The organism is Mammaliicoccus sp. I-M35, assembly GCF_022386455.1.
Taxonomy (GTDB): Bacteria; Bacillota; Bacilli; order Staphylococcales; family Staphylococcaceae; genus Mammaliicoccus; species Mammaliicoccus sciuri_A.
Genome location: NZ_JAJNIL010000009.1, coordinates 118847 through 137670, shown reverse-complemented (window position 1 = coordinate 137670; position 18824 = coordinate 118847). Strand labels below are relative to the sequence as shown.

At 35.0% G+C, this 18824-nt stretch carries 17 protein-coding genes; 5 read left to right on the top strand and 12 right to left on the bottom strand.

Annotated features, from left to right (window positions below; translation table 11 throughout):
• Positions 1-92 precede the first annotated feature (92 nt).
• Both LQ679_RS11275 and LQ679_RS11270 read left to right on the top strand, forming a co-directional pair.
• Positions 93-1019, top strand: coding sequence for a 1-phosphofructokinase family hexose kinase (locus tag LQ679_RS11275; RefSeq protein WP_239762899.1), 927 nt, complete (start codon positions 93-95; stop codon positions 1017-1019).
• Positions 1020-1030: 11 nt separating this feature from the next.
• Positions 1031-2014, top strand: a complete 984-nt coding sequence (locus LQ679_RS11270) for a tagatose 1,6-diphosphate aldolase (protein ID WP_239762894.1) — start codon at positions 1031-1033, stop codon at positions 2012-2014.
• 90 nt (positions 2015-2104) lie between these two features.
• On the opposite strand, the gene LQ679_RS11265 is transcribed toward LQ679_RS11270, so the two are convergent.
• Positions 2105-3595 (bottom strand): MFS transporter, encoded by a 1491-nt coding sequence (locus tag LQ679_RS11265; RefSeq protein WP_239762879.1) that lies wholly within the window; start codon positions 3593-3595, stop codon positions 2105-2107.
• Between the two features lie 242 nt (positions 3596-3837).
• Entirely contained in the window at positions 3838-4776 is a 939-nt protein-coding gene (locus LQ679_RS11260) for a TDT family transporter (RefSeq protein WP_239762876.1), read from the bottom strand.
• A 221-nt stretch (positions 4777-4997) separates the two neighbouring features.
• Here LQ679_RS11260 and LQ679_RS11255 point away from each other — a divergent pair, with 221 nt between their 5' ends.
• On the top strand, positions 4998-6224 hold the full coding sequence (locus LQ679_RS11255) for a pyridoxal-phosphate-dependent aminotransferase family protein (protein WP_126477163.1): 1227 nt from the start codon (positions 4998-5000) through the stop codon (positions 6222-6224).
• 171 nt (positions 6225-6395) lie between these two features.
• Positions 6396-6686 carry a hypothetical protein gene (locus LQ679_RS11250; protein WP_037590268.1) on the top strand — a complete coding sequence of 97 codons (291 nt, stop codon included), beginning with the start codon at positions 6396-6398 and terminating at the stop codon, positions 6684-6686.
• 64 nt (positions 6687-6750) lie between these two features.
• On the opposite strand, the gene LQ679_RS11245 is transcribed toward LQ679_RS11250, so the two are convergent.
• From LQ679_RS11245 to allC, 10 genes are all read right to left on the bottom strand, one after another.
• A complete protein-coding gene (locus LQ679_RS11245; protein WP_126477162.1) occupies positions 6751-7965 on the bottom strand; it encodes a CynX/NimT family MFS transporter in 1215 nt (404 codons plus the stop codon).
• A 487-nt stretch (positions 7966-8452) separates the two neighbouring features.
• Positions 8453-8581, bottom strand: coding sequence for a hypothetical protein (locus LQ679_RS14845; protein WP_275589931.1), 129 nt, complete (start codon positions 8579-8581; stop codon positions 8453-8455).
• A 127-nt stretch (positions 8582-8708) separates the two neighbouring features.
• Positions 8709-9671 (bottom strand): carbamate kinase, encoded by a 963-nt coding sequence (gene arcC / locus LQ679_RS11240; protein WP_107576585.1) that lies wholly within the window; start codon positions 9669-9671, stop codon positions 8709-8711.
• Complete coding sequence (locus LQ679_RS14900) at positions 9664-10455, bottom strand: oxamate carbamoyltransferase subunit AllH family protein (RefSeq protein ID WP_204188493.1); 792 nt, start codon at positions 10453-10455, stop codon at positions 9664-9666. Before LQ679_RS14900 ends, arcC begins: the two co-directional genes overlap by 8 nt.
• Complete coding sequence (locus LQ679_RS11230) at positions 10452-11717, bottom strand: YlbE family protein (protein WP_049320214.1); 1266 nt, start codon at positions 11715-11717, stop codon at positions 10452-10454. Before LQ679_RS11230 ends, LQ679_RS14900 begins: the two co-directional genes overlap by 4 nt.
• A 1-nt stretch (position 11718) precedes the next feature.
• On the bottom strand, positions 11719-13479 hold the full coding sequence (gene fdrA, locus LQ679_RS11225; RefSeq protein ID WP_204254915.1) for an acyl-CoA synthetase FdrA: 1761 nt from the start codon (positions 13477-13479) through the stop codon (positions 11719-11721).
• Positions 13480-13494: 15 nt separating this feature from the next.
• The gene (gene allD / locus LQ679_RS11220) at positions 13495-14544 is read right to left on the bottom strand and encodes an ureidoglycolate dehydrogenase (RefSeq protein WP_239762875.1); all 1050 of its coding nucleotides are present in this window, start codon (positions 14542-14544) and stop codon (positions 13495-13497) included.
• Between the two features lie 154 nt (positions 14545-14698).
• Positions 14699-15730: an ureidoglycolate dehydrogenase gene (gene allD, locus LQ679_RS11215; RefSeq protein WP_037590278.1), complete on the bottom strand. Its 1032-nt coding sequence runs from the start codon at positions 15728-15730 to the stop codon at positions 14699-14701.
• 15 nt (positions 15731-15745) lie between these two features.
• Positions 15746-16534, bottom strand: a complete 789-nt coding sequence (allE, locus tag LQ679_RS11210) for a (S)-ureidoglycine aminohydrolase (RefSeq protein ID WP_204258782.1) — start codon at positions 16532-16534, stop codon at positions 15746-15748.
• 42 nt (positions 16535-16576) lie between these two features.
• On the bottom strand, positions 16577-17809 hold the full coding sequence (gene allC, locus LQ679_RS11205; protein WP_204258783.1) for an allantoate deiminase: 1233 nt from the start codon (positions 17807-17809) through the stop codon (positions 16577-16579).
• 173 nt (positions 17810-17982) lie between these two features.
• On the opposite strand from allC, the gene LQ679_RS11200 reads away from it, so the two are divergent.
• Positions 17983-18822, top strand: coding sequence for an alpha/beta hydrolase (locus tag LQ679_RS11200; protein WP_239762871.1), 840 nt, complete (start codon positions 17983-17985; stop codon positions 18820-18822).
• Positions 18823-18824 lie beyond the last annotated feature (2 nt).

The window sequence follows — 18824 nt, the reverse complement described above, 5'->3', positions numbered from 1 at the left end:
TGCATTTAAACAAAAAAGCAAAATTAAAGTTTGCATTATTTTGGCTTTTGAATTACTATTACCTTAAATAAATGAGAAAGGAGTATTAGTATATGATTCATGTAATATGTCCTAATCCAGCATTAGATCGATCAATATTTGTTTCCTCTTTTGAGCCTAATACGATTATTAGACCCAACAGTGTAAGGGATGTATTAGGTGGAAAAGGCTTTAATGTTATACGACCATTTTTCCATCTTAACTACACAGATTACAAAGTACATACTTTACTTGGTGGATATATTGGTCATTCTTTACAAAAAATGATTAGTGATAACCAAGTAAACGTTGAAGTAACACACATATCTGAAAATAATCGTGTTTGTTCTATTGTTATTAATGAAAATGAAAACAACACTTATCAGGTATATGAACAAGGACCTGAAATACAGAATGAAGAACTCAATATTTTTACACAAAAAATATTAGACCAAACAAAACCAAATGATATAGTCATTTTCTCTGGTTCCTTACCAATTGGCGTTTCCGCTGAATTCTATAAATCTCTTATATTAAAGCTTCAAGAGAAAAACATTAAATGTTTTCTAGATAGTAGTGCTGACGCTCTAAAATGTGGTATTCAATCAAAACCTTGGTTAGTAAAAATAAATGACGAAGAGTTTTTAGAATTAATAGGAGAAAATAAAGATTATTCGGAAGACGATATGATTAGCTTTATCAAACAATATTCACTAACAAATAATTTAATCGTTACTTTGGGTAGTAAGGGGATTATTGCAAAATTTGACGATGTTATTTACAAAGTTGATCAACCAAAAATAAAAGCAATAAATCCTATAGCTTCAGGGGACATTTTTTTAGGTATACTTGCAAAAAAATTAACAGATAAAGCAGATTTAGAAGAAACTTTAATTGAAGCTTGCAGTTATTCACTCTCAAACTGTTTGCATTGGTATCCGAATATAGATAGTAAAGAAATTCAGTATTTTATAAATGAAATTAAAATCAAACAAATTTAGGGGGCATTTTCATGATTTTAACAGAAGGTAAACAAAGAGGATTACAAAATATAACTGATGAGAATAACATTATTTTTGCAACAGCTATGGATCAGCGTGGCTCATTAGGTAAAATGATTCAGAACTTTAACAGTCAAAAATCTTATGATAAAAGCATTAGTGAATTCAAAGAAGGTGTAGCTCAAATATTAGGTAATGAATCTTCATCACTTTTACTTGATCCTGAATTTGGATGGGATGCTGCTAAAAAATTAAACGATAAAATCGGCCTTATAATGGCTTATGAAAAAACAGGTTATGAAGCAAAGGAAAAAGGAAGATTGCCTAACTTGGTAGATTTTTATGCGATTCAAGATTTAGCAAACAATGGTTCCGATGCAATTAAACTACTCGTATATTATGATCATAATGAAGAAACTGAGATTAATGAAATTAAGAAAACTTTCATAAAACGCGTGGGAGACGAATGTAAACAAAATGATATATTATTTATTCTAGAACCAGTTGCATATAGTCATGAAGGATTAGATGCTAAAAGTACAGAATTTGCTAAAGTGAAACCTGCAATCGTTGAATACTTTATGTCGGAATTCTCTAAGGATATATATGGAGTTGATGTCTTAAAAGTTGAGGTACCAATATCTATATATAATATAGAAGGTTATGATATATATGAAAATTATAACCCTGTATTTAGCAAAGATGATGCACAAAAATCATATAAAAAATGTTCTGACTTATCAAAAATACCATTCATCTATTTAAGTGGAGGTGTTTCAAATGAACAGTTCATAGAAACACTTAAATTTGCGAAAAATTCAGGTTCCGAATTTAACGGTTGTTTATGCGGTAGAGCTATTTGGAAAGATGGAATTGAAACTTACGCCACTCAAAGTTGGAATGAATACATTGAATGGTTACAACATCAAGGATTAGAGAACCTAAATAGAGTCAAAGAAACACTTCACAGTACTGCATCACCTATTCAATTTTAATTAATAACAAAAGTTATATACAAAATTCCACTTCAACACTTAAAAAAGACTACTTACCCCTCTATTTTCTGGGAAATAAGTAGTCTTTTTTTATGTTATTTTCTTACCTGTTTCTGCTAATATTCTCCACAATAATAGGATAATTGCAGCGATAATTGTGATTGTTATGATTAGGATTAATGAATATGCATGATCAAATGCATTTGTACCCAATTCTAGTAATTTACTTTTTAAAAGACCATTTGAATTTTCTGCTACGATCATCGTTTCTTCAAAACTACCTTTTGCTTTTGCTGGTATTTCTGCTATCGACATTGAGCGTTCCATTAAATAAGTATAAGTAAATGAAAATACGCCACCAAGTGCAGCTATTCCTATTGAGCCTCCCAGTTCATATGAAACTTCTTCTACTGATGCTGCCATACCTGCTTTATCGTCATCAACGTTTGTCATGATTGCATTTGATGCTACAGTCATTGCACCGCCTAACCCTAATCCTGCGATGCTAAGGAACAGTATTTGAATCCATAAATCATTGTGAAGAAATGCTGTGAATCCTACAATACCGATTAATGAAATGAGTAAGTTATAAATGAGTATTTTGATGCTATCAAATCGTGTTAAGATACTTCCCTGTACAATTGCCCCTATAAAAGCAGCTGCTGCCATCGACATTAAGACTAATCCTGCTTTTAAAGGTGTCAGATTTAAAATTAATTGTAATCGTTGAGATAAAATCATTTCAAAGCCAATTAATATAGATGCTGATGTAAATGCAGCTATCACACCTGATAAAAAGTATTTATTTTTAAATATATCTAAACTAATTAAAGGATTTAATAGACGTTTTTGTCGATTAATAAATAATTTCAACGACCATAATCCAATCACAAATGTCAGTATAATCAGTACAATTGAAGGATTTTCTTTTGTGATTTCTTTTATAGCGTAGACAGTCCCTATAAGCCCTATCATAATCAGAATTGAACTTGTGATGTCCCATTTTTTATCTTTGTTTCCTTTAATATTAGGAATTTGTATAAAAGCAACGACAATAACAAGTATCGTAATAGGAACATTAATTAAGAATACTGATCCCCACCAAAATTTAGTTAATAATAAACCACCTATTAAAGGTCCTAAACCAGCACCTGCTGATGCAATAGAAGACCAAATACCTAGCGCAAGTGCTCTATCTTTTTTGTCATCAAAGACCTGTTTAATAATAGCAAGTGTTGACGGCATCATTGTTGCTGCACCAACAGCCAATATGACTCTAGCCATAATTAAAGTGCCAGATGTTGGAGAAAAAGCCGCGACAACTGATGCTAAAGTAAAGATTACTAATCCAGATAAAAACATATTCTTATGCCCTACTTTATCACCCAACGTACCTAAACCAGGTAAGAGCCCTGCAACAACTAACGGATACGCATTTACAATCCATAATTTTTGAAACGCAGTCGCTTCTAATTCATACGTTATCGTAGGTAAAGCAGTATATAAAACTGTCATATCTATAACAATCAAAAATAACGCACTAGAAACCAATATTAACGAGAACCATTTATTAAATTTCATGATAAATCCTCCTTACTCAAATAATGGTAAGGTGTATAGTTACTATATAGTCAAACATAAACTTTTTAACTGGCTATTTAAGAGTTTACGAGCGAATTATCGGTACAGAAATACGAAATATGGACCGATATTATTTTTTATCGGTACAGAAATGCGAAATATGGACCGTTAAATTTTTTTATCGGTACAGAAATACGAAATATGGACCGATAATTATTTTTATCGGTCCATAAATCCACATCCTAACTATACTCGACGTCTTTTGTTGCTAGGAATACGACATATTGATATAACACATAGCATACGATGATTGCTGCCCATGTGATTTCAATTACAGAAAATATTGTTCCGAATGTAATGATGCTACTACTTGCGTGACTGTGTTGAGTGACATTATAAAGTGATGCGGCTGTTGTTACCCATGGGAATGTCATTGCTGAAAAGGATACTTTGAAATCTCTTTGTAATATTTTCGGTAAGAATATTAATGTAAATACAAACAACACTTGGGAAAGTATTAATAAGACGATGACATATACATTTGAATAACTTGTATTGTTTAAGATATAACCATTTAAACATAGTGCTGCTGGTGCACTCATAATAATCACCATCGGAAATTGTTCTTGGTTATATGTTTGCCACGACTTGCTGATTAGTACATACGCTAAAATCAACACTAGGCATACCGTTCCAAAGATTGTTGATACATGTCCGAGTGTTTCATTAAATGCTGCTGATGTTTCACTTATAACCCCTGTTCCGACAAACATCACAAACCAGCTTGTGTTTGGCCATGATTTAAAATTTCTAAATGCATAGCGACTTATAAAAATAATAATCAAACTTATATGTAATAAAATGGCTGCATACCATAGCACGTTTAACAACTGAGATTGTACGGCAAATTCCTGTTTTATAATGGATGCAAATATCATGAAAGTCATAGGAAATGTTGGTGATATCGCAAATGTATGGATATTTTTAAGTTCTTTCAGAAACATACTAGGATAAATGATCCATTTCATGATAAATAATAACATTATTGCACAGGAAATAATAAAGCTACATAGGCCGAGCGTCTTAAAATTAATATGATAAAATACATTACTCAATGCCATGATGCCTAATGCCAATCCGCTTATTGCGATTGGTGCTCTTTTTAAAGCTATTTTTAACATTTTCAAAAGCCCTTCTATCTATGTAATATTCGTTCATTAATCATACCATTGTTTTTGATTTAATTTAATATTGTCTTACAAGTGTATACTAAATACATAGCGTTTTTTTGTAATATTCTGACAAAAAGTAATAAAATAATCAGCATTTTTGACGAATAATTGTATGAAAATCTAAGATATAATGTATAATGACAAAATTTATAGAAAAAGAGGTTAGCAATGTGGATACTTTAAAAGTGAACAAACGATTAATTATGACACCTGGACCTGTAAGTGTAGATCCACGTGTTTCTCAAGCAATGTCGAATTCTATACTCGGTCAATTCGATTATGAATTTGTAAATATCATGAATGAAACAATGTCATTAATTCGTCAGTCATTCTTAACAGAAAATAAATGGGCATTCCCAATTGATGGAACTAGCCGTGCTGGCTTAGAAGCCGTTATATCAAATATCGTGAAACCTGGTGATGAAGTACTCGTACCTGTAATTGGTCGATTTGGTTATTTATTTACTGAACTCGTAACACGTGCAGGAGGTATCGTCCACAATATACATAAACCGATGGGCGAAGTGTTTGATCAAGCAGAAATTATTGAAGCTTTAGATGAATATAAACCTAAAGTACTTGCGATTGTACATGGTGAAACATCAACAGGAAGATTGCAACCTATCGATCAATTAGGACGTGCTTGTAAAGAAAGAGGCATCTTTTCAGTAGTAGATGCGGTCGCAACTTATCAAGGTATGGTTATTCCTGTAGATGAATGGGAACTAGATGCAGTCGTTGGTGGCGCTCAAAAATGTCTATCTATTCCTTCAGGTATTACACCGATTACGTTTAACGAGCGTTTCAGCGAAGAAATTAATAAACGCAAACGTGTAGAATTAGGGATTCGCTCAAATGAATCTACCGAAAAAGAACACTTCATTAGCAGTAACTATTTAGATTTAACACAGTTACAAGACTACTGGAGCCCTAAACGTCTCAATCATCACACAGAATCTACAACATCTGTTTATGCATTATATACTGGATTAAAATTAGCACTATCAGAGGGCATTGAAGCACGTGCGAAAAGACATAGCTATCACCAAGAAGCTTTAAAAACAGCTTTAAAAGCACTTGGCTTAGAAATTTACGGTGACGAATCTAACGAGATGAAAATGGTCATTTGCGTTAAAATTCCAGAAGGCATCGATGATAATGCATTTAGAAATGGCTTATTACAAAATTACGGTGTAGAAATTGCCGGATCTTTTGGAGATTTACAAGGACAAATATGGAGAATTGGTATTATGGGTTACGGCGTTCAAAAACAAAACATCCTAACATTCTTATCAATCTTCTCAACATATTTAGTATCACATGACAGCCAGCAACACCTTAATGTCGCAGAGTCTATCAAGACATTATTAGACTATTATGAACAAAATGAAATCTAGTCACACCAAGTTGAAGTAAAATAAAACACTTTCGTATTAATTCATGATAGATGAATTGGACGAAAGTGTTTTTTAGATTCTATTAATTATTTATAAATCTCATTACATAAGTTGATTTTAGCTAATAATTACCATATTATATAAAAAATTACATTTTTAAGGGTGATGGCTATGATTACAACAAAATGCTCATTAAAAGTTTTTAATTTTAGACATGTTCATAAACCTGGTACATTGAAATTAGACAAACAGTCGAAAAAATTAATTTTCAAAGAAGATGGTATAGGCACAGAGTTTTCTTATACTTTGGACATTGTAAACATTAAAGAAAAAGAATTTAAAAAAGGTATTTTAAAAGAACATATCAAAATCTTTTATGATAATGAGTGGTATAACTTCACAAACTTTACTGATGAAAATTATAGAATCATCAATAAAGAATTAGATTTATTATTAGCTTAGTACTAAAATAAATTCAATACAAAAAGTCTGAGACAGTAACTTTGTCTCAGACTTTTTTGTATTTTTATATCGTTTCATCTTCTACGACTCTATTTTTAGATGCTGGATAACCTACTATAAAGAACAGAATAGACATAACGATTAAGGCGATGATGCCTGATATCCAACTGTCTGTCGCATCGTGTAAATAACCAATAAAGAATGGTCCGATGGCAGCAATTAAATATCCGATAGATTGCCCGAATCCTGATAATGCGATACTTCCGTCACTTGTACGTGCACGTATAGAGAAGAATGTCATACATAAGCTAAAGCATGCACCCATACCTAAACCTGCAATAATAATACCGATTACGAGTAATACTAACGATTGCGTAAAGAATAACCCAAATCCAACTAAGAATAGCATTGTGATGATCACAACTAATATACGTTGGTCTTTTAATTTAGACGCAATAATCGGGAATGTAAATGTCATTGGCACTTGTGAAAATTGGTTAAGCATGAGTAAATAACCTGCTGTTGATGGATCTAGACCTCTATCTACTAATATAGAAGGCACCCAAGCAACAACTGTATAGAATACCATTGATTGGAATCCCATTGTTAAGGCTACTAACCATGCTAATTTAGATTTCGTAATGTTCAATTTTGTATGTTGATTCTGTGCTTCTGATAGTTTATCTTGGCGTTCTAGTTTAGCACCTTTACTTGCTTTTGGAATCCATAAAATTAATGCGATAATTCCTAGTACGATCCAAAAAGCAAGGGACAGTCTAAATCCTAATGGAGATTGAGACATTGGGAAACTTAGTCCCCCACCTAATCCTGCAGTAAAGTTCATTGTCCCACTATAAATACCTGTTGCTAATCCAATTTGTAATGGAAAATACCATTTCACATAACTTGGTAATACAACATTACCAAATGCGATCGCAATACCTAGTAGAACTGTACCAATAATAAATAAATTAAAACCACCAGCAACACGTATGTACAAAGCAATAATTACTAATATCGTTGAAAGTACAATTGTATTAGACATCGTCAAACGTTTAGTTACTTTAGATACTAATGGCGAAACGACTGCAAATATAATGAGTGGTATTGTTGTTAAAAAACCAGCAAGGCTGTTATTAATTTGCATAACATCTTTAATTTCATCAACTACCGGACCTACTGATGTTAGTGGTGCACGTAGCGTAGATGCGATAAATACAATCGCAATTATGATACCCCAATTTCTTTGAATTCTATGTGTATTATAGGGTTCAATCATCTTATACCACCTTATTTCTAAAAATTTTCTTATAAAACATCAACGCAACATTAGTATAGTTCATTCATATTGAAGTGTATATAATATGAGAGTCTGGAACAACACTTTGTCCCAGACTTTTTTAATAGTATATCAGAGATATGATTGAGTGCAATGCTGCTAAATTGAGTGACTTGATCGTTAGCCATAGGGGGATGGGTTTATTTTCGGTTTATAAAGTTTAGTATGTCGGCTAACGATCTTGTTTTGTTTTCTTGAGCGTTAGAATTTCTAACGATCTTGTTTCGGTTTCTTGAGCGTTAGCGCACCTATTTTTTGCTTTTTTTGAGTTTTTGACTCGCTAACGATCTTGTTTCAGTTTCTTGAGCGTTAGAATTTCTAACGATCTTGTTTTGCATTCTTGAGCGTTAGCGCACCTATTTTTAGCTTTTTTTAAGTTTTTTGACTCGCTAACGATCTTGTTTCGGTTTCTTGAGCGTTAGAATTTCTAACGATCTTGTTTTGATTTCTTGAGCGTTAGCGCACCTATTTTTTGCTTTTTTTGAGTTTTTTGACCCGCTAACGATCTTGTTTCACTTTCTTGAGCGTTAGAATTTCTAACGATCTTGTTTTTCACTCTTGAGCGTTAGCGCACCTATTTTTTACTTTTTTTAAATTTTTTGACCCGCTAACGATCTTGTTTTGCATTCTTGAGCGTTAGAATTCCTAACAACCTCCTTTTACACTCAATCAAACCCCTCATATTAACAAGAAACTGGTTTTGCTGAAGGATCTAATAAAATTCGTGTACCTGCTTTTCCTTCTAATGCATCGATTGCATCATCTAATGAACAAATAATAGCTTCTTTACCTGATTCTGCAAATTGAATTGCCGCTTCTATCTTAGGTAACATACTTCCTGCTGGAAATTGATCTTCTGCTACGTATTGTTTTGCTTCTTCAACTGATATTGTTTGAAGCTTTTCTTCGTTTTCTTTCCCGAAGTTCACGCACACATTTGGTACGTCTGTTAACATCATGAATGTATCTGCTTCAACTTGTTGAGCTAGTTTCAAACCAGAACGGTCTTTATCGATAACAGCTTCTACACCTTTAATATCACCGTGTTCATCACGGTAAACAGGTATGCCACCGCCACCTGAAGAAATCACAATCGCTTGATTTATTAATTTCTTAATTTGGTTTACGCCATGAATAACAAGTGGTTCTGGAGAAGGTACAACACGACGGTATCCTCTACCAGCATCTTCTACCATGACAAACCCATGTTCTTTTTCTAATCTTTTAGCTTCTTCTTCACTGAAAAATACACCAATTGGTTTAGTTGGATTATTAAATGCTTGGTCATCTTTATCTACTTCTACCATTGTTAATAATGTTAATACATCACTACTAATACCTAAATCGTTTAAATGATTTTTAATAGCTTCTTCCATCATGTAGCCGATAAATCCTTGAGATTCTGCACTACATGCGTTAATTGGAAGTGGGTTCACAATATCTTTCGCCGCTTCGTTTTGAGCGATAATATTCCCAACTTGTGGCCCGTTACCGTGTGTAATCACAATGTTATGTCCTTGTTTCTTCAATTCTGCCATTTTACGTGTAGCAGACATCACGTTGTTATATTGATTATCGTATGACGCTTCTTGATTAGGTTGTAATATCGCATTACCACCTAGTGCAAGTACAACTCGCTTACCCATACGTCTCACTCCTTAATGTTAATGCTACATACATGCCATATAACGTGTCTCTTCCAGATGAAGAACCTACTTTTAAAAGTTGGTCTAGACGCGCGATTGATGGATCATGTTGTAGGTTAGAAATTTTTGAACTAAATTGACCTTGCAAAGCACATTTTAAAAATGTTTCGCCTACAAGTGTGGTTAGAGATGATTGCAGCAATATGTTTAATCGTTCTAAATGATTATTGTTAATAAAAGGATGGATAAAATGAATAAATAAAATACCTGTCAGCATATCATCTCCGGATGGTGTTAAACCTTGTCCTCTACCAATCAGATATCGGTATTGTTCCTCAACTTGTTCATCATTTCCAAATTCTAATGCGTTTAATACATGTTGCATCTTCTCTTTGTTAAAATCGCCTTGCTCATACATGGCAAAGTCATAAGATGCGATATTTTCTTTAAGCTTTTGTATATCAGTCTGTTCCGAAAAGTCAGATGCCTTTAAAGTTGGAACATGCCAAACGAGTTGGCATGCCTTACTTATTTGAATAGCAGTAGGACCCACTACAATGTGTTGATTTAATTCGATTTCGTTAAATAAACTTTGCTTTGTTTGTGAATCGACTACTATACCAAAAGGAAATGTTCCATTTTCATCTGTACCTATAAAGATAAGGTCATTCGATTCATTGACGATATTGAAACCTTTATTAAATATGCTATGCACATAAAATTGTTTATGTTGTTCTAAGTGTTTCTTAGCATCCTGTCCTATTGCAGTTGCTTGAAGAATCACGCGTTAAATCCTAACTTTTCAGCATACGCTGTGATTGCTTTTTCGAAACATTCGATTGGTGGATGTACTGTACCTGCACCAATTTGTCCGTAACCAGCAATCTTATGCGCAATACCTGTATTGATAACAGGTGTAATGCCTGTTTCTACAACTTTACGTGCATCGATACCTAAACATGCGCCTTTAAAGTTCCATGTTGGGATCGCAAAGTTAGGGTTCTCACCAATACAAATTTCAGTCATTTCATTACTAATTTGTAATGCATCATCAAATCCACCAGTACCAACAAATCTTGTAACAGCTGGTGCTGCGATCATTGCCATACCACCGACACCGATTGTTTCAGTAATCGCTGAGTCACCGATATCTGTGTTCGCATCATCTGCTGAGTAACCTGTGAAATATAAACCTTGAGGTGTGTTAACAGGTGCTGTGAACCATTCGTCACCCATACCTGCAATACGTACACCGAAGTTCTCACCGTTACGACACATTGCTGTTACAACTGTACCGTGTTCGATTTGACGAGCAGCGTCCATCATCGCTTTACCTGTAGCCATCGCGATGTTTAAGAAGAATTGATCTGTATCAGCTAAGAATTGTAATACTTCTGTACGTTTCTCAGGTTCTACATCTTCTAATGACGCAATGATAGGTGTCACTTCTTTTAAGAATGCTAATGATGCTGCAATGTTACGTTGGTGGAATTCATCACCCATTGCGATTGCTTTAGCGATTAATACGTTAACGTTTAAGCCATCATCCATTTTTTGAAGTGCTTTACTTAATACTGGACCTAATACATCTTTCATCCAGTGTAGACGGTTTACAACTGTTTCGTTGTAAGCACCGAAACGTAATACAGCACCGATACCTTCGTTCATTTGACAGTATGCTTCATTACCTGATTCTCTATTTTCAACAACAAGTACAGGCATGTTAGCTGATGTAATACCACCCATTGGTCCAACAGCGTTAACGTGATGACAAGGAATGAACGTAATTTGTCCTTCTTCTAACAACTTACGTGCCGCTTCTTCGTTCTCAGCCCATCCTTCAAATAAAATCGCACCGACACATGAACCTTGCATAGGGTCTGTCATGTTTTCATATTTGATTGGTGGTCCAGCATGTAGTAATACATGTTCTTTAAGTTCTGGAATTTTAGATTTAGCAGGCACCACATCTACTAAAAATGGTGCTGCTGCGATCATCTTATCAATGACTGCTTGGTTAGCTTCATCTATTGTTTTATAAGCCATTTTATACTGTCTCTCCTTCGTAATTGTTTAAGAATTGAAGTACTTTCATTAATTTCTCGTCGCCACCTGCGATTGGTTGCCAGTTAAACTGAACAACTTGTGCATCATTAGCTTGGATAGCTTCTGTGAAACTCTTCAATCCGATATTAATCACACTTGGTTTCATATTAATTAAGTTCAAGACTTTTTCATCAACTGTTAAGTCAACAGATTCTGCTTCGAATGATTTTGTTTCTAATTGTGGTTGTTCAACATCTTTACCTAGTAAATGAAGTGCTGTCGTCACCATTTGATTGTTTGTTTCACATACGATTGCGCCAGCTTCTTTTAAGATATTGACTTGTTTGTCGTAACCTTGGTGATCATGCTCAGTACCTACAACTGTAGCAAGAACTGCTAAACTGCGACCTTCTGATTGTGCTTTGTCTAACACTTTTTGAATCGTTGGCGCAAGTTCACTTGCCATGTCATCATGACTTCCGTATCCGATTACGTTATCTAACATAATAATAGCTGTTGATGGATCGTCTGCAGATTGTTCTAACATTTCGATACGTTTAGATGGGTCAATCATAGGGTGCGGTCTACCTTGTGTATAAATATCATCACCTAAGTCGATAATTTCGTGGTGACCACCTTTATATGAAAAGCCTTCTGGTGTTTCTGCATCTGAATTGTCGCCTAAAGTATCTTTTAATAACATTGCTGCTTCAGAAGCTAACGTACCGCCAGAGTAATAACCTTTAACGCCATCTTGGTTATCAGCAAATTTGATATTAATATCTGATTGAATTGCTGTACTAAATTGAGGTGTTTCTCCGTTTGAAAGTTGAACAGATACGCGTGCCGCTTCTTCTAATGTATAAGCGTGGTAAATGTTTGTTTCTGTATATTCAGGTTTAGAACCTAAGAATAACGTTACGATTGGTTTTTCGATATTACGTAATAAATTCAATACTTTTTCTTCTACTTCTTTAGCTGGTGGCTTAGAAATAACTGTAATGACTTTCACTTTTGGATCTGCATTAAGTGCTTTAATACTGTCTAACATCGTAATCGCACCTACTTCTGTAGATAAGTCACGGCCACCTGTACCGATAGCATTTGTAACACCTTTTCCTTCACGGTCAATGATTGTTGTTACTTCTTGAATACCTGTACCTGAAGCACCTACAACACCGATGTCACCTTCATTTACAGTGTTTGTGAATGCAAGTGGTAAACTGTGAATAATACCTGTACCACAGTCAGGACCCATTACAAGTAAACCTTTGTCATGTGCCATTTCTTTTAAACGTACTTCGTCTTCTTTTGCTACGTTGTCGCTGAACATAAATACATTCAAATTATTTTTCAATGCTGTTTCAGCTTCCATCGCTGCATATTGCCCAGGAATTGAAATTAATGCTAAGTTAGGATTGTTCGCTAATTCTAATGCGCGGTTCCAATTTGAAGCTTCGTTTTGTTTTTGAGATTGGTCTTCGCTTTCACCTTTCCCTTTCAATTCTGCTTCAACTTCTTGGTTTACTTCTTCAACTTTTTCTTCATTTTCTGTATCAACAACGATAATAATATCGTTTGGTTTCGCTGCTTCTAGTTCATCCGTACCTAATCCTGAAGATTTAAAAATATCTTTATTGGCAGGTGTTCCCATCATAATGGATACTTGGTTAATACCATCAATAGCAGATAATTTATTCGATAATAACATTAATACAATCGAATCTTGGTAAGTGTTTTCTTTAATAATTGTGTGTAACATACTATTCCTCCGTTATTATTCTGCAAATCTATTTTTTCCGTGATAACGATCAAAGTGCACATCGTCTGAAACTAAGTAGTTGTATATATCATCAACAATTTCAATGCCTTCTTCGTCGTATTTTTCACTACGTAATCGGCCACGTTCACCAGGATAGAAAATTTCTCCATATCCTTGTGCTGCTGGTTGTGCTTTTAATTCATCGAGCATTGTTGAAATGTTTGTTTTGAATTGCTCTAAGTCTGTGAAGAATGCTGGATTAATTACGACATGTAATTGGCCTAAGTCACGGCCTTTCGTTAAATCTTTATACATAGATGAAACATGTACACCATGTGGTACGCCTAGTAAACTACCTGATAGAATATCTACCATCATCATAAGGCCATATCCTTTAGGTCCTGCAACTGGTACAAGTGCATGAACATCTCTAGCATTTGTCGTTGGTTCACCATTCGCATCAACTGCCCATGTATCTGGGATGGATTGATTTTTCGCTCTTGCATCTAGCACTTTACCCCATGCTTGAACGGTCGTTGCCATATCAAAAGTAATGATGCGATCATCGTTTGAAGGTGCACTAAATGCAATTGGATTTGTTCCGAAATATGGTTCAGTACCGCCGAATGGCACAACCATCGGATCTGATTGGCACATACTTAAACCGACCATATTCTCTTTAGCTGCCATTTCTACAAAGTAACCTAACGCACCACTATGTGAAATGTGCTTAACACCAACAACAGCAACACCATTTTCTTTAGCCATCTCGATTGCTTTTTCCATTGCTTGTTTAGCCGCTTGATGACCAGGACCATTATCTCCTTCAAATACAGCTGTTGATGATCCCGTTTGTTCGAATTGATAATTCGGATTGGCTGTTATACCACCTTTAGCAATTCGCTCAGCATAGTACTCTACTCGAACTGCACCATGTGAATGAATACCTCTATGATCCGCAAATGTTAATACGTCTGATACATCTTCTGCAGCACCTTCGTTTAAGCCCGCTTTAACTAATTTATTCTTCATTAAATCAAATAAATCTTTCTTTGAAACACGCATATCTTAACCTCCTTATTACTCGAATAGTGTAATTTATATACATAAAATCATGATTTTAGCCGTAAAAAAAGAAGGTACTCAAGACGTACGATATTAAATGTCGACAGTCGTCATTCATAACATTCAATTGTCTCTTTCACTTCTTCTCAGCTATTTAATAAATGTCATCAGATATTAAATACTCATAAATACTTTCGGCAATCGGTATGCCACTTTCTTTGTAGCGTTTTTTAACGTCTTCTTGAATTTCACCTGGGTAATAAACTTGATCAAAGCCTTTAGCCGGTTTAATATCATGAAGTTCATCAACCATTTCAGAAACGTGTGTTAAAAATTGTTCTTCATCACCAAAATATGCTGGATTAATGACGATATGAAATTGTCCTAATCTACGATACTGACTTAAATCTTCATACATTGATGTAACATGTTTTCCGAAAGGTAAACCTAACAAGCTACCTGCTAGAATATCTACCATCATCATCAATCCATAACCTTTAGGACCAGCGACTGGTAATAACGCAGCGACTTCAAATGGATCTGTCGTTGGCTCGCCTTGTTTGTCTACTGCCCAAGTATCTGGAATGGATTTATTTTTAGAACGCGCATCTAGGATTTTTCCCCAAGCTTGCACGGTTGTCGCCATATCAAACAATATCGGTTCACCATTTTTACGTGGCGCTGCAAAAGCAATTGGATTTGTACCGAAGTATGGCTCTGTACCACCAAATGGTACAACCATTGGATCTGACTGACATACTGTTAAAGCGACCATACCTTCTTTCGCCGCTTGTTCAGCAAAGTATCCAATCGCGCCACTGTGGCCCATTTCTTTAATACCGACCATGCCGATACCACTTTCTTTAGCTAACTTGATCGCTTCTTCCATTGCTTCATAAGCAACATAGTGACCAACTGCATTATCTCCAAAATAAGTACCTGATGATGGACCTGTCTTTGTGAATGTTAATGCTGGATTCAAATTGTATCCTTTTTTTGCAATACGTTCTGCGTAATATTGTGTACGCACAGAACCGTGTGAATGAATACCACGCTCATCTGCAAATATCATCAAATCTGCTGTCTTATCAGCATGTTGTTCAGATAAACCTGCATTTGTCAGTTTGTCTTTAAATAACTGGCGCAGCTTTCCACGTTCTACGTATACTAATCCTTCTTCTGCCATTCTTAACAACCTTCCTTAAATTTCGATATCTCTATTTGCATCTTTAGAGTAAATATAAGCGAATGGTTCGTCTAAGCCTACAGCGTAAGTTGCTTGTGGTGCATAAGCGCCCATAAAGATGTAATCACCTTTATCAACTGGTTGCCATTCGTTATCTAAGTTGTACATACCGCGACCACTTAATACATAAGCACCGTGTTCTTGAACGTGTGTTTCAATATATCCGTGTGAAGCACCTGGTTTAAATGACAAGATATGAATGTTCATGTCGTAAGCTAATTCTTTAGGTAATAAATCAAGAATTGTAACTTCTTCCATACCTTCATAAGGTTCTTGAGCCATGTCATTCACATTTCCAGTTACAACTTCAGGTGTGAATCCTTCTAAAGGTTGGTAACGTTTTTTGTATAAGAATACGCGGCTATCATTGTTTTGATTGCTGTTTTCAAAAGTCATTACTTGGTGACTTGGTACGTATAAGTATCCACCAGCTGATAATTCATATTTTTTGTCATCTGCGTATGCGTTGATTTTACCGTATTCAACGTAAATAAATGTTTGAACGCCGTCTCCACCAAAGCCTTGTCTATTTCCGCCTTGATTTTTTAATGTTACTAAGTAGTCTACAAAGCGAGCACCTAGTCTTGGTGAACCTAAAATTGTAACGTCGCAATCTTCGAAACCTGGTACAACGTTGTTTACTAAGCCGTCTGGTGTAATAACTGCATAGTTGTCTTTCTTAATAACTGAACGTGTTTCTAATAGTCCTTCTCTATAACCTTGATTATGATTAATGTAACCCATGATCAATACTCCTTTTCTCTATCTCTATTTTTTAAAATTTATTTATTCTTGATAAGCAAGTTCATATAAGACTTGTTTCAATACTTCGATACCTTTTACTAAATCTTCAACATTTGTTTCTTCTTCAACGTTGTGACTCACACCATTTATAGATGGTACAAACAACATAGAAGTTGGTACATAATGTGCGAAGATTTGTGAATCGTGACCTGCACCTGAAGACATCAGTTTCCAATCTGATTTGCCAACGACTGTTTCAGCAGCGTGTTCGATTGTCTTAACTAAATCTTCATTCATTAATGTTGGTGCTTCGTCCATCCATAAATCAATATCGTGTTCAACTCCTTCTTCTTCAGATACGCGTTTAATACATGCATCAATTTCTTCAGCGAATTGATTTAATGCATCTTGGTCAATGTGACGACAATCGATTGAGAATGTCACTTCACCTGGCACAACATTTACGGTATTTGGTACTGGGTCGACGCGACCAAATGTTAATACTAATGGATCTCCTAATTCTCTTGCACGTTCTGTCAATTGTGTCGCGATTTTACTAAATGCGATGACAGCATCTTTTCTTAAGCCCATTGGTGTCGTACCTGCATGGTTTGCTTCACCTTTTAAATTAACTGTATAACGTTTTTGTCCAACGATACCGTTAACGACACCAATTGATTTTTGTTCTGTTTCTAACACTTTTCCTTGTTCAATATGAACTTCGATAAATGCTTTAATACGACTGTAGTCATTGTCTTCAGTACGATAATCAAATCCTACTTCACGCATTGCATCTTTAAATTGAACACCTTCAGCATCAGCAATTGTATCTACATCGTCTTTACCTGCTAAGTTGAAGAAGTTCTTACTACCCCAGAATGCAAATGGGAAGCGACTGCCTTCTTCTTCTGCTAAAGCTAAAATTTCTAAAGAACGTAATGGTTGTCCGTATTCTGCTTTCAATGATTGCATCGCTACAAGTGCTGCTAATACACCGAATTGACCATCTAAATGGCCACCTTCAACAACTGTATCTATATGAGAACCAGACATAATCGTTTCTTCTGGGTATTTACTACCTTCTATACGACCTCTTAAGTTACCAATGTCATCGAATTGTGCTTCAAATCCTTCTTTATCTAATGTTTCTTTTAATGCGCGAACAGCGTCTGACCATTCTTTTGAATAAAGTAAGCGTGTAATACCGCCACCTGTCAAACCTCCAAATGAAGTAAACTGTTTATCTAGCGCTTCGAAAGAAGAACGGATGTCCATATAATTCATCTCCTTTTCATGTCACTTACTATTATAAGCGGTTACATTTTTGTTATCATTCACAAAACATACAATAATTAGCTTAACTTTTATATGTTTTATACAAATACGACCTAAATTTAATTTGAGATACTATGATTAGGAAAATATATCTTCTAGGAGGCTGAGTTGTTTTGACTCAAAATCATTCAATGTGTTTATCAAATGATGGTTTTCAATTACCTTATACCATCATCGAATCTAAAAATGAAAATCCTCAAGGGGCTATCATATACTTTCATGGTGGCGGGTTAATTTTTGGTCAACGTGATGACTTACCACAAGCGTATATAGATATTTTGACAGAGTCCTACCATCTTGTACTCGTTTCTTATCGATTGGCACCGGAAAGCCCGATTGATACGATTATCTCAGATGCATTAGCTCAATATGATGAAATCAGTGCCTTATATGAGGCATTACCAATCTATACGTTTGGTCGTTCAGCGGGTGGATTCTTAAGTTTAATGGTTGCTCGTTATCGCGAAGTTGCAGGCATTATTGATTTTTATGGCTATTCACGTGTACATGTTCCTGCATTTTTAAGACCGAACGCACAATACCAAGCTTTATCAACTCAAATTACACCAGCGATATTAAATCAGCTTATACAACCTAATCCATTAACTTTTGGCTCATTACAAACGAGATATCCGATTTATTTATATGTACGTGGCCAAGCGAAATGGTTATCTTATTTAGGTATTCAATCTTCTACAGCAAGTGCGTATAATATTTCACCTAAAGAATTAAAACAATTTCCACCGACTTTTATTGTACATTGCAAAGGGGATCCAGATGTTCCGTATAGTGAAAGTGAACATATTCACCGACAAATAGAACATAGTCAATTAGAGACGCTCGATTTAGACCAACATGATTTTGATCGTGACGTAACACCAACAAGTATTTCACTGTATAAACAAGCCGTACAATTTTTAAGTCAATCATCAAACTTAGTTCAAGGGGGATAAAT